Source organism: Prevotella communis (genome assembly GCF_022024175.1).
Lineage (GTDB): Bacteria > Bacteroidota > Bacteroidia > Bacteroidales > Bacteroidaceae > Prevotella > Prevotella communis.
The window spans coordinates 1628272-1640748 of the sequence record NZ_CP091794.1 but is presented as its reverse complement, the minus strand read 5'-3'; the positions used below and the strand labels follow the sequence as shown (position 1 = coordinate 1640748).

General features: G+C 47.1%; 13 protein-coding genes and 1 pseudogene. 7 read left to right on the top strand and 7 right to left on the bottom strand.

Going from position 1 to position 12477, the window contains the following annotated elements; genetic code table 11:
• Positions 1 to 39 precede the first annotated feature (39 nt).
• Positions 40 to 372: a hypothetical protein gene (locus L6466_RS06655; protein ID WP_237803389.1), complete on the top strand. Its 333-nt coding sequence runs from the start codon at positions 40 to 42 to the stop codon at positions 370 to 372.
• A 77-nt stretch (positions 373 to 449) separates the two neighbouring features.
• Here L6466_RS06655 and L6466_RS06650 read toward each other — a convergent pair whose 3' ends face one another.
• The 4 genes from L6466_RS06650 to L6466_RS06635 all read right to left on the bottom strand — a co-directional run bounded on the left by L6466_RS06650 (position 450) and on the right by L6466_RS06635 (position 3325).
• A complete protein-coding gene (locus tag L6466_RS06650; RefSeq protein WP_431356515.1) occupies positions 450 to 872 on the bottom strand; it encodes an Hsp20/alpha crystallin family protein in 423 nt (140 codons plus the stop codon).
• A gap of 314 nt (positions 873 to 1186) precedes the next feature.
• The gene (locus tag L6466_RS06645) at positions 1187 to 1480 is read right to left on the bottom strand and encodes a hypothetical protein (RefSeq protein ID WP_237803391.1); all 294 of its coding nucleotides are present in this window, start codon (positions 1478 to 1480) and stop codon (positions 1187 to 1189) included.
• Between the two features lie 253 nt (positions 1481 to 1733).
• Positions 1734 to 2795: a transglutaminase-like domain-containing protein gene (locus L6466_RS06640; RefSeq protein WP_237813106.1), complete on the bottom strand. Its 1062-nt coding sequence runs from the start codon at positions 2793 to 2795 to the stop codon at positions 1734 to 1736.
• 188 nt (positions 2796 to 2983) lie between these two features.
• Positions 2984 to 3325 (bottom strand): type II toxin-antitoxin system HicB family antitoxin, encoded by a 342-nt coding sequence (locus tag L6466_RS06635; RefSeq protein WP_237803393.1) that lies wholly within the window; start codon positions 3323 to 3325, stop codon positions 2984 to 2986.
• An 833-nt stretch (positions 3326 to 4158) separates the two neighbouring features.
• On the opposite strand from L6466_RS06635, the gene L6466_RS06630 reads away from it, so the two are divergent.
• From L6466_RS06630 to L6466_RS06605, 6 genes are all read left to right on the top strand, one after another.
• Positions 4159 to 4398, top strand: coding sequence for a DUF4160 domain-containing protein (locus tag L6466_RS06630; protein ID WP_237803394.1), 240 nt, complete (start codon positions 4159 to 4161; stop codon positions 4396 to 4398).
• A gap of 14 nt (positions 4399 to 4412) precedes the next feature.
• On the top strand, positions 4413 to 4820 hold the full coding sequence (locus L6466_RS06625) for a DUF2442 domain-containing protein (protein ID WP_091819315.1): 408 nt from the start codon (positions 4413 to 4415) through the stop codon (positions 4818 to 4820).
• A 383-nt stretch (positions 4821 to 5203) separates the two neighbouring features.
• Positions 5204 to 6316 carry an IS110 family RNA-guided transposase gene (locus tag L6466_RS06620; protein ID WP_237802039.1) on the top strand — a complete coding sequence of 371 codons (1113 nt, stop codon included), beginning with the start codon at positions 5204 to 5206 and terminating at the stop codon, positions 6314 to 6316.
• Positions 6317 to 6733: 417 nt separating this feature from the next.
• Positions 6734 to 6967 (top strand): CBS domain-containing protein, encoded by a 234-nt coding sequence (locus L6466_RS06615; RefSeq protein ID WP_237796659.1) that lies wholly within the window; start codon positions 6734 to 6736, stop codon positions 6965 to 6967.
• On the top strand, positions 6964 to 7716 hold the full coding sequence (locus tag L6466_RS06610; protein ID WP_237803395.1) for an MBL fold metallo-hydrolase: 753 nt from the start codon (positions 6964 to 6966) through the stop codon (positions 7714 to 7716). The genes L6466_RS06615 and L6466_RS06610 overlap by 4 nt, the downstream gene beginning before the upstream one ends.
• A gap of 188 nt (positions 7717 to 7904) precedes the next feature.
• Entirely contained in the window at positions 7905 to 8837 is a 933-nt protein-coding gene (locus tag L6466_RS06605; RefSeq protein ID WP_091854317.1) for an alpha/beta hydrolase, read from the top strand.
• Between the two features lie 872 nt (positions 8838 to 9709).
• On the opposite strand, the gene L6466_RS06600 is transcribed toward L6466_RS06605, so the two are convergent.
• From L6466_RS06600 to L6466_RS14330, 3 genes and pseudogenes are all read right to left on the bottom strand, one after another.
• Positions 9710 to 9874 (bottom strand): hypothetical protein, encoded by a 165-nt coding sequence (locus tag L6466_RS06600; RefSeq protein ID WP_237803396.1) that lies wholly within the window; start codon positions 9872 to 9874, stop codon positions 9710 to 9712.
• A 23-nt stretch (positions 9875 to 9897) separates the two neighbouring features.
• Positions 9898 to 11109 (bottom strand): hypothetical protein, encoded by a 1212-nt coding sequence (locus L6466_RS06595; protein ID WP_237803397.1) that lies wholly within the window; start codon positions 11107 to 11109, stop codon positions 9898 to 9900.
• 405 nt (positions 11110 to 11514) lie between these two features.
• Positions 11515 to 11811, bottom strand: a pseudogene (locus L6466_RS14330) (hypothetical protein); the annotation flags it as partial.
• Positions 11812 to 12477 lie beyond the last annotated feature (666 nt).

The window sequence follows — 12477 nt, the reverse complement described above, 5'->3', positions numbered from 1 at the left end:
AAGAAACAAATGTCTAATTAAAGTATAGGAGATTTGATTATGAAGACTATAAAGATGATAGCAGCACTGATGTTAATGACCATCACAGCAGCAGCGCCGGCCACGGCTAAGAATAAGAAGGTTTCTCACTTCGACCGCGTTGAGATGAAGACATCTCATTTCGACAGGAATCACAGACATGCCTATCGTCCAGAAATCAAGTCTTGCACGCTCGTTCTTGGACGTCATGACTCTCACAAGAAACTGGCTAAAAAGGCCAACCATATGAAGGGTGTGATTGACACGAAGTGGAACCCCCGCAAGCGTGAACTGACCATCATTTACGACGCTAAGGTGACAACAGCCCGTCATATCCGTCACTTCATGGCTTAGTGCCATTCCATATATTAACAAGAATCCCTGGCCTGCATCAGCAAGTCAGGGATTTACTATTTAACAAGACGAACTGTTTACGAGACCTCAATGGCCTTGGTGACTTTCTCCTTCGGCTCGGACTTTGGCATGGTGATAGTCAATATGCCGTCCTCTACCTTGGCAGAAATCTTGTCGCGGACCACATCATCAGGCAGTGTGTAGTTCTGCTCGTAGTTCGAGTAGCTGAACTCACGGTGCAGGTAGTGGCGGTGACTGTCCTCATGCTTGTGTTCCTGTTTGTTCTCAATGGCGATGGTGAGGTTGCCCTCGTCGTTGATGCCTACGCGGCAATATTCTTTCTTAATGCCTGGAGCTGCAAGTTCCATGGTGTAGGCCTTTTCACTCTCCTTGACATTGACTGCGGGTGCTGTACTGTTGGCACGAGGCATCCAATCATTGTTAAAGAAATCCTCAAATACTGTTGGCATCCAACTGTTCTGAAACATTACTGGTAACATAATCAATACCTCCTATTTATAAGTTTAAAAGTTTAACAATCCCTGCATTATAGCCGCCCCTTATCAAGGGGCTCTAAATCTTGATCGCCTCGGCTCATTCCCGAGCAAGCTCGCCTACCCGTGGCCTTTCGCTCCGGCTTTCACCTACAAATAAGCAAAGTACATGCCCAAGAATAAAAGCGCTCGTAATCTTGTCAAGATGGCAAGGATTTTAAACTCGATTAAACGATGCTGACAATTCCTTAAACTCAATTAAACATGACTGACATTCCTTAAAACTCCCTTAAACATTGGAAAGAAATTCTGTCAGTTCTTTAGGTCCAAAACTCTTTTTCTCCGGTCTGATGCATTTCACCCTGGCACTTAGGACAAGTATGCCCATCCCATAGTCGGATATTATCGCTGCCGCACTGTAAACAGAGCCTGCCGACCTCGCTTCTGTACGAGGGTGCCACGTCTGCAATGATACCGCCCACCACAATGTTCTGGATGCTCTTGCAGTCGGGACACGACACGGCACGTATCTCTTGGCGGAAGAGTCCTCTGCCTTCGTACACCTCGGCTTCGTAGCCACACTGGCTACAGCGATATTTGAGTTTCCAAGCCATTTCTTTACTGAAAATCGGTTTTGCTGGGGCAAAAATACATAATTCTGCCCGATTTTTCGTACTTTTGCAGCGAAATTGCAAGAAAATTGATGACTATATCTACGACGAGGCCATCAAGGAGCAGAAAGCCAAGATGTACGAATAAAAAAAACGATTATATAAAATGAGCCTTCACCATCGCTGCAATCATCTGTTTGTCATGCAGTTTCGGTGAAGGCTCTTTTTTTGTCCCCAAGCCTTTGAATTTACGAAGTTATTTCATAAGCACTTTCTTACCATTCACTATATTTATACCGCGGCTAAGTCCTTTTTGTCTTATCCCCATCAGATTATAGACTGGTTCCGTTTTCCTTTCACATATCTCCACGTTATCAATTTCATTAACCTGATAGTCTTTGCTTGTTTTATGTTCAGCAGTAATGTTTCCAGAGCCCTCATTGTACCAATACCAGTAATAGAAGGACTGCAATGGTTTATCCCACAAATTAATACCAGCCCTGGAAAATTGAGTCATTCCCTGACTTAGAATAATCAGATTTCCGTCATATCTTCCAAAATAATCTCCATTAGGGTTGGAATTCTTGAATGTCGGGTCTGTAGGAATCCATCCATAATCTTCATGATAGAAGTCTGGCCACACATGATAGCCACCATTCACCCATACACCCATATTATGACGGGCGGGAATCCCCTTATATCTCATCAGATTGACAAACAATGTCGAAAAGTCTCCACATTCACCTCCTCCTGCCCGAAGGATTTCAGCAAGTGTACGCCAGCTGCCATTGATATAGCTATAGTTTTCGGCCACATATTCATAACAGCGCTTCGCATAGTCCAGGATGTCAGAGGACTGACCCCACAATTGATCCCCAATTTGCTTGATGGTATTGTTATCAAGATCAATATAGTAGCCATCACTATCGAGATATTCATCCGGATCTACATCAGTACATATATTCTTTTTCGACTTGTCATTGAAATCTATCTGTACCGTTTTTGTCTTGTATTTGAATGACTCATAAACACTAAGACTTTTGCCTTCAAAAGTGCCATCGTAGAACAACACCTTATTAGTGGCGTTAGCATCAATAAACGTACCACAGTTTGATTCCAACATACTAATCTCCTGATACTCATTTGTAACAGGTGCAGGAAGCAAGGTGATTAATCTTGTGACATTCATGTTCCCTGTTTTCGAGAACACAGCCTTGTTCGTAAAACTAATCTCACTCTGGCTATAGACAGACAATGAAACTAGCGAAAGAATGACGACGCAAAATAACTGTCGAAAATCGTAATAAACTGCTTTCATAAGGTAAAAATTATATAATCTGCTACAAAAGTAATACTTTTCTATCAATTCCAATGATTCTTGTTGTATTTTTTTAGAAGCAACTTCATTTTCCCTCAGCCCTCAGCATTCAGCCTTCAGACATCAGACATCAGACATCAGACATCTTACATCTTCCCTCTTACATCTCCCGCCATCAGCCCTCAGCCTTAATACGCCAATTTCGCCTCTTTGGCCAAAACCTGGCGTACAAATGCATTAATTGTAACCCCAGCCTGCTGAGCCATAGCAGCAATCGCACTATGGATTTCGGGAGAGACCCTTACATTAAACGTTCCGCTATACGGCTTACATGGTTCTACTCCACGTTCAGCGCAAGAAGCCAAATAATCCTCAACAGCACCCTCAAAGTCCTGTCTCAGCTCATTCAGTGTTTGTCCTTCATAAGTAATCGTATGCTTGCTCATGCCTTGCACTTTCCCAAACAGACAATTATCTTCTTCACTATACTCCACACTTCCCGTGTAACCTTTGTACTTCAGAAATCCCATAATTATTCCTCCTTTTTCTTTAAATATCCGTTTGCGTCTAAATAGGTAGACGCAAAAGTAACTAATTTTAGTTACACACCAAAATATTTACGAAACTTTTTTTGAAAATCTTCCATCATCCCTCAGCCCTCAGCCATCTTCCGCCCTCTTCCCTCTTACATCTTCCATCTTACATCATCCGCCCTCAGCCCTCAGACATCAGACCTTTTCCATCGCTTTAGCCATACTCTAGCCATAATCTAGCCATACTCTAGCCTGCTTCTAGCCATACTCTAACCATACTCTAGCCTGCTTCGTGAGTGCTCCACGGAGCAGCCTAGGAGCAGCCTAGGAGCAGCCTAGGAGCAGAGTGATTGCTGCCTAAGAGCAGGCTAGAAGCTGAATTTGTGCCTTTTCCTAAACTCACTTGACAGTTTTCACCGGGTTAAACTGAATTGCTTGTCAACATCGTTTACATCGTACAGAAAACCTTGTCACTCTCTGCAGGCTAGAAGCTGAATTAGTGAAAACACAAAAAAGTTGTGACATGAATTTCATTGCATCAGAATCTGATTCGCATAGCCTATACAGAAGAAATACAAGCCAGACAATGTTCATTAGGAACAGATCCTTTTAGTAAACCACAGACTTATACATCGTAAACCATAGGTTAACACATCGTAAACCATAGGTTAACAACTTAAAAACCATAGAGTAATGAAGCAATGAATCAGTACATTGGTTCCCTTCTCATGATCGTTGAATTGTTAAATCATAGCAAAAAATTAGCCAAAACGCTCGTGGTATCAAAAATAATTCCTATCTTTGCGAAAGAATAAAAAAACAAAGGAAATATGCCTGAAGTATTCAGATTCTTTGGATTCTCGTTTTTCTTCTACAGTAAGGAACATGAGCCGCTGCACATCCACGTAGAGGGCAATGGAGGTATGGCCAAATTCGAGTGGAACGGCACGGAATTTGTTCTTACCGAGAAGCAGGGCATCAAATCGAACGATTTTCGCAAAATCAAAACTGTGATTGACGAGAATGCTGACATCATAATCAAACGTTGGAACGAACATTTCAATAAATAAAGGAGGACAAGCCTATGAAGATTAAGGAGATTTGGTTCGATGCCGAACACATTTACGGCCGTGACGAGGAAGGACATGAGTACAGCCAGTCGCTCCTCTGGTATCCTAAGTTGCGAACGGCTACCGACGAAGAAAGGGCAGCCTACACTTTTGGTTTCGACGGTATCCATTGGCGTGGACTTGACGAAGACATCAGTTTCGAGAGTTTCGCTTATGACGATAACGAGCCAACGCCCCTGCAACGATTCTTCCTTACCCATAAGGAAATCAATGTGGCCGAGTTTGCCCGTTCCCTGGGCATGAATGCCACCCTGTTACGTAATTACATCAATGGTTTCAAAAAGCCTTCTGCCGAACGTGAGAGTGCCATCCTCGCCCACATCCATAAGTTGGGCAAAGAAATGCTGGCAGCATGTTTCTGAAACGACCTTCTCATTATTGATAAGATTATATAAAGGTCATCAGGAGCAAGACACTCGTCTCTTACCTTTGCATCCGATTATAGAGATTGTTCCATTTTCATGAAATAATTCTTGCAGATGGATGCAATACGGTTTAAGTTTTGTAGCTTTGCTAGAGATTTATGCCGTTGAGGGTGAGAAGACACTCGCCTAGATAAGTAGAGACTATATCGTGGGACAGAATAAGCTTCCACCCTCATTTTTCAGATCTTTGGAGCCAGGACGAAGTATCAGAGGACATCGCTCAGGTATGGCAGGGGATGATTCAGAGTATATACAAGAGGAAAGGCGGTGAGGATTTGAGGCTATAATCATCAACATTATTAACTTAAAATTCAAACCGTATGAAACCGAATTTCGAACCTGGCAAGTGGTTTATGCAGTGCGTGGGAATCGACATTGCAAAGGGTACGTTCACGGCCTGCCTGTGTATGTATGAGTTCGATCAGGGATGCTCTACCGACCCTGTAGTGTTTAACAACGACAAGACTGGTTTCAACCAGTTCGTCAAATGGAGTCGTAAGGAGGCTCTGAAGGGCTATCCTTTGCGCTATGTGATGGAACCCACTGGTGTCTATTATGAGCAGCTGGCAGCTCATCTGAGTAAACTCGGCCTGGACGTCTGTGTTGTGTTGCCTAATAAGGCCCGTGAGTTTGCTAAGTACGAAGGCATCCTTACAAAGACCGATGACATGGATGCCTATACTCTTGGGATGCTTGGGTGCTTGGACAAGCGCCTCAAACCTTGGGCACCGCCATCTCCTATCTATAGGGAACTGCGACAGATGACGCGTTTCGTGGCCGACATCAACAAGGTCAAGACACAGTTGAGGAACCATCTGGAGGCACTCGCACACAGCGAGATAGCGGAGAAGAGCATCGTCAAGCACTATAACAAACTTATCAACGAGATAGACAAACAGCTGGACAGTAATCAGAAGGCCATCCGCGAGAAGATCAAGCAGGAGCCCGGACTGTCAGAGCGTATTGACCGTATCACAACCATCAACGGCATAGGGTTTATGACTGTAGTTGCCGTGGTTGCAGAGACTAATGGCTTTGCGTTGATAACAAATCGTAAGCAGTTAGCCAGATATGCAGGGCTTGACGTTCCTGCACATCAGTCAGGACCTGTTGACCCTAAGCGCCACATCTCAAAGCAGGGCAACGTACACATCAGAACGGCACTCTATTTTCCTGCCATTGTCAGCACTCAGTGTAATCCTCAGATGAAAGATTTCTATGGGCGCCTATGTGACAGGAATACACAGTCGAAAATGATTGGAGTAACAGCCACTATGCGCAAGCTACTACTGCTCATATACAGCCTTTGGAAAAGTGGAGAGAAGTATGACCCGACACGTGACAAGCCTGCATGTAATAGGCAAAAGAAAGAGGCTGAAACCACTGAAGGCCAGCCTCACGGGATAGATGTTGGAACATTGGCTGAAGAATAGCCGCAGAACGCAGTCTTCCCTTGATGGCTGCAAAGTTAATCAAATCCTTTTAAATAACAAAGAAATAATCATAAAACATAGCACACTGCTGAGGAGAGCCAGTGCGGCTGCACCCGTAAACATCAGAAAAACATCGCCGCAGACGATAAACGCCATACACTGATTGTTGTTATGGAACTCGCTAAGCATTGAATCTTACATCACAGCAGAGCCCTGTCGCAATTTACATTGAAAACAGGGCATGAATGCTGCGTGTAAATGCAATCAATAGACAAGGATTGTTAAATTGTCTCACTTTTAATCCAAAAAGTTTGGTTTTTAAAACAGTATCTGTCCCCTGATGTCCTGGACAACAGGAGGTTGGAAATACTGGAAACTATGGTTGAAAGGTAAGTTCAAGGAGTAGCAAGGTTAATGATGGTCATTGACACGAGAAACATGTGCTCTCATCTGCAGAAGAAGCTATTTGAAGAGGATGGCTTATATCATCCTCTTTGGATAGCTATGCAGGATGATGCTGAGCTGACGGCCGTAGTCCGTTCCCGCCAACTCCATATCTACCGCAACGGTAAGAAAGTTTTGGTGTTGGCTGGCAAATCAGCTCCTAAAATTATCAGAGAAGATAAACTCTGTGAAATGCTACAACAATGACGCTGACCTACATCTTCCATAGCGGTTTTGTGCTAGAAACAGAAAAGTCCATCCTGATATTCGACTACTGGTTGGACCTGAGTGGCATTGTGCCACCGTTCCTGAAGAAGGATAAGCATGTCTATGTCTTCTCCAGCCACTTCCACGAAGACCATTTCAATAGTGCCATCTTCGAATGGCGAAAGCAACATGAGAACATTACCTATATCCTTTCTAAGGACATCTACAAGCATCGGAGAGCCAATAAGGAAGATGCAGACGTATGGTTGGCCAAGGGCGGAGCGTGGTCAGACGACACTTTGTCCGTATGGGCATTAGGCAGCACAGACAGCGGTGTTTCGTGGATAGTAGAGACAGAGGGGAAAAGTATCTTCCATGCCGGCGACTTGAACAACTGGTATGCGCGGTTCCTGCCAGAAGCCGTGGCTGGCGAGACCATCTATAGTGAGGAGTTTGACGAAGAGATTGACCCCATAGCCCATGAAAAGCAATACTTGGGCGAGCTGAAGGATATCCGCAAGATTACCGATAGTTTTGATGTGGTGATGTTCCCAGTTGATGGGCGCATCGGCAACGGCTATACCCTTGGAGGCCGACAGTTCATAGAGCGCTTCAAGGTTGGTCTCTTTGTGCCTATGCATTTCGTGTCCAGCGGCTTTGAATCCGCTTGGCGCATGAAAGAGTTCACAGATGAAAAAGGCATCTCCTTCTGGGAAATCAAGAAAGAGGGAGAAACTATAGATATCTGAATGATTGAGAAAAATACAGGGGTTGCCAGGGGACTGGTACCTGCCAACCTTTTTGAAGAATATTTTCAATCTCATATCAGGAAAAAAAAGCATATACCTAAAAACACTTAAATATCTCAGCAAAAATACCCAAATAAGCTCTTAATTCCGTATCTTTGCAGAGATATTTGAGTTTAGATAGAGAAGATATGAAAAAGGTTATAGTCTGGTGTATATCAGCAGTCCTGGTGATAGTCATTATTAGTATCATCGGAGGCAGTTTCTATATGCTTGACTATTCCCTATCTCCTGATCCTGAAAGGACTGATACTGCCCAATGTTTCCGTGAACAGTTTAAAACCTATCCAGAGACACAACCTTGGATCGACTCTTTGAGGAAAAGCGGTGCGCTAAGAGACACTTTCGTTACCATGCCGACGGGAGAAAAGCACCATGCACTCTTTATAAGAAAAGGTGGAAGCAAAACGGCTATGGTACTGCATGGATGGCGTAATTGTTCTATCGACTTCCTGTGGCTGGCACGGATTTACGAAAAGGAGCTAGATTACAATGTCGTGATGCCAGACCTTCATGCACACGGACTAAGCGAGGGTGACGTGATTCAGATGGGATGGCTTGACAGGAAGGATGCCCTATACTGGTTATCCATGTTTCAGTCTGACACGATGGTTGTACATGGTGTGTCAATGGGTGCTGCAACTACCATGATGATGTCCGCCGAGAAAATGCCGGAGCAGATTAAGGACCTTCGCTTTATAGACGATTGCGGATATACAAGTGTTTGGGATGAATTTTCAGGTGAGCTGAAGAATCAGTTTAATCTTCCGGAGTTCCCATTGATGTTCTCAACAAGTCTGATATGCAAACTGCGCTATGGGTGGAGTTTTGGAGAGGCATCGCCCATCAAAGAGGTTAGCAAGTCTCCCTATCCGATGCTATTCATTCATGGTGCTGCCGATACCTTTGTGCCTACAGATATGGTGCACCGCCTTTATGATGCCAAGTCCTCGAATAAAGAGCTTTGGATAACCGAAGGAGCAGAACATGCAGAGTCATACTTGAAGCACAGGAAAGAATACGTCAAACATCTAAAGGATTTCTTGTCGTGTACAGCATTATAGACTGTGATATCTGTCAATCACCGGTCCCTCGTGAAGGATTAGGGACTGGAACCTCTTAAGAAAATTGGCAGAATGCTTGGTTATTCGCCTAAGAATACCTATCTTTGCAGCGTGAAAAGGAGAAACCAAGTAGAGCCACGATGTGCGGAACGGTGGCATCTGCGTGATGATGAGCAATTCGACCTTCTTGCGTCCCTTTGGTAGCAAGCGAACAAGTTCGAGCGGCCGCTTGATTTCTTTCACTCAGATATAGAGCTGGTCACGTGTGGCCAGCTTTTATTGTACTTTGATATATCGCTTCCCGTTAAACTCCTTTTTATCAGTTCTGCGTGTGGCTGTGATAAAGTTGGGTGACGAGAAAAAAGCGTAACCATCTCCATTTTGCCAAGGAAAAAGCAGAAAATTCACCCTATATAGCTGAAATCATGAATTCACTCGGGTGATTTCATGACTTGAGCTCAATCGATGATTTCACTCGAGTGAGGTTTTTGGGGGTGTGAATACATGAAACATTAAACATGAAACATGAAATATTAAACATTAAAGATTAAACATTAAACATGAAATATGAAACTGCTCATTTATGGTCATTCGTGTAGCGTCGCAGACAAAAATATCCATGGATAATTCAAGTAAGACAAAAAAGTGAACAAAAAAAACGGGCCGAAAATGGCCCGTTAACTAATTTAATCGTTCGAGTTAACTCAAATCATGAATCGAGTTAAATCAAATCATGATTTTAGTTAACTCAAATTTTCAGGGGTATTATAAGGAGGAAATATAAGAATTGAAAATACTATACAAAACAATAAAATAACGGCTCCTGAGGCAGATGTGCTTCGGGAGCCGTTGGAGGGGGTTATAAGGGGCTGTTATCTCAGGACATCATCATCCTTCAAATCGTCGTCGGGATCTAAGATGAATTTCTCAGCATTGGGACCTCCCAATGCCTGCGCTTCACCACTAGTAGTCATCAGGTGGCCCTGATGTTGCAGCACCACGGTCTGCATCTCCGGTTTCATATATATCTTCTTCATAATACTCTTCAGTATTTTAATGTTTAATGTACCAACACTTTTTTGCCTCCATGGATATACAGGCCCTTCTTTGGCTTCTCTATACGGCGACCCTGCAAGTCGTAGATGGCGCCAGCCATTTCCGTGCTTTCTGTGATTTCTGTGTGAACTATACCCGTGGTCTGCGTGTCGTCCTCGCCGAAGTTCATCACAAAGCTGCGGGCGGTCTGGCTGCCGGGGAAATAGAAGTATGCGCGGCAGGTGCCCAGTGCCTTTCTGTTAGCGATGGTGCGGTCCGTCTTGGCATAGCCCAGCTTGTTGTTGCCAGACAGCAGCAGCACTTTGCTGCGGTTGGCCTCGGTGATCTCCAGCGGAGCGTAGGTACCCATGAACGAGCCCGAGCCATCCGTGAAGTTCACGTCGCGGTTGGTGTTGTCGATGGTGACGCCGGTGAACACAGGGTTCACGAGGTTTACCCCCGTATTATCCCATTTGATGATGAATGGTGTGCCGGCAGGAATCGTGTCGGGCGCATCATCGAAGTTCAGCGTCAGCGTGCCGCCAACAAGATTAGATGATTCGTTGAGCACCTTTGCCACAACATTATCTCCAGCAAGCGGGCTGCTGGCAATCGTCACGTCGAACGGCAGCACCAGCGTGTTCCAGTAGCCGTCCTTGTAGAGGGTGCGGCCGGAGAGAGTCACGTTGGCCACGTAGCCGTTGGCATTACTGATGGTCGTGCTGTTGTCGGCGTTGTCGGCCAGGCTGATGCTGACGGGCGTGCCGTAGAAGTTGCCGTCGAACCAGATGCCGTTCTTGTATGCCTTCACCATGCCGTAGTCGTAGTCAGGGTTGGCGGGGGTGATGTTGAGGACGGCGGCCGCCGTGCCCTGGTTGGCGGGCAGGTTATCTACAGCGACGTAGTAGCAGTTGGTGATGGTGGGCTCGTTGGTGGAGTACACGCGGGTGAAGGTGTTGGCAAGCATTCCTGCGCCCACGCTGGCGGGAATCATGAGCGAGTTCTCGATGACGGGGCGGTTATATACGGGCCAGCCGACGAAGCCGCCGCAGTTGTTGGTGCCGGCAGTGGTGGCAAAGGAGCCGTCGAACACGCAGCCGTCGATGTAGATGTCTTTCTCGCTGCCGCTCAGCGTGCTGACCAGTCCGCCGTGGGTGCCGTCGCCGCTGACGCTGCTGTGGATGCTGATGGAGCTGCGGCAGTTATAGAGTTCCAGCGCGCTGAGCGACTCGCCCACGATGCCAGCGGCTTTCTTCCGGCTGGTGTAGATGGTGCCGTCGACGTGCAGGTTCCCGATGACGGCGTTCTTGACGTGGCGGAACGGGGCGCAGTATTCCTCGGCGAATGGCTCTGCGGACGTGCCCTTCGTGAAGGTCAGCGTATGGCCGTCGCCGTCGAAGATGCCCTCGAACGCTTTGTCATAGCTGATGCCCGCCATTTCGGAGACGCTGATGCTGTTGGTCAGCTTCACGACCTTGCCGCTGAAGCCAGTGCCGCTGTTGACGCTGCTGGCGAAGATGTTCCAGTGGTCGGTGGTGCCGATGATGTAGGGGTCGTCGTCAGAACCTGTGCCGTCGAGGAACCTCGTCCAGGCGGCGCCGATGGTGACGTCGGCGTCGGGCATGGTGAGGGTGGTGCCGCTGATGGTGCCGGCCGAGGCGGTGTAGCCACCGAAGGTGTAGCCCGTCTTGCTGCCGTGTCTCAGCGTGAGGCTGACGCTCTCGCCGCCGCCGGCGTAGTTGGTGCCGCCGTAGCTGATGCCGTGGGCGTAGGCCGTGATGCCGTTAGAGCCGTAGGTGGTGGCGGCCTCGCCGAGACCGCTGAGGGTCACGTCCGCGCCAGCACTGACGGTGCGGGCCTGCGTGCCCTGGTTGGCGGGCAGGTTGTCGGTGGCCACGAAGTAACTGTTTTCGATGGTGAGCGTGCCGTTGTTGCCCATCTTGGCGAAGGTGTTGCTGAGTATGCCCGTGCCCACGCTGGCGGGCTTCAGCAGCGAGTTGCGGATGACGACGGTGCCGCCCTCACCGGCATCGCCCACGAAGCCGCTGCAGTCGGTGGCTCCATTGGTAGCGGCGAAGGAGCCGTCGAACACGCAGCCCTCGATGGTGACCGAGTTTGCGTTCGGGGACACTACGTAAGTCGCGTCTGTGGACATGGTGCCGACCAGTCCGCCATAACTCTGACTATTCCCGCAGTCCACGTTCACCGAGCTGCGGCAGTTGATGAGGTTCAGCGTGCCTTTGGACAAGGCAACGATGCTGCCAGAAGTCCATGACCCAGTGGCATTGCCGATGACGTGCAGGTTCTTAATCGTGGCGTCCATGACGCGGGTAAAAGGTGGATAGACGCAGGTCAGCGTGTGGCCATTGCCGTCGAAGGTTCCCTTGAAAGCATTGGAGAAGCCAATGTTGTTTCCCAAACACTGAAATGTACTCACTTCGAGGTCGCCGCCCAGCATGACATATTCTCCCTCGTATGATTTATTATTGTCATTGACATTTTTGGCAAACGCTTCCCATTCCTCGGCGGTGGAGATGACATACGGGTTCTCCTCCGAGCCGTCGCCCTGCTGCGTCGTGAAGTTGACGGTGACGCTGACATTGCT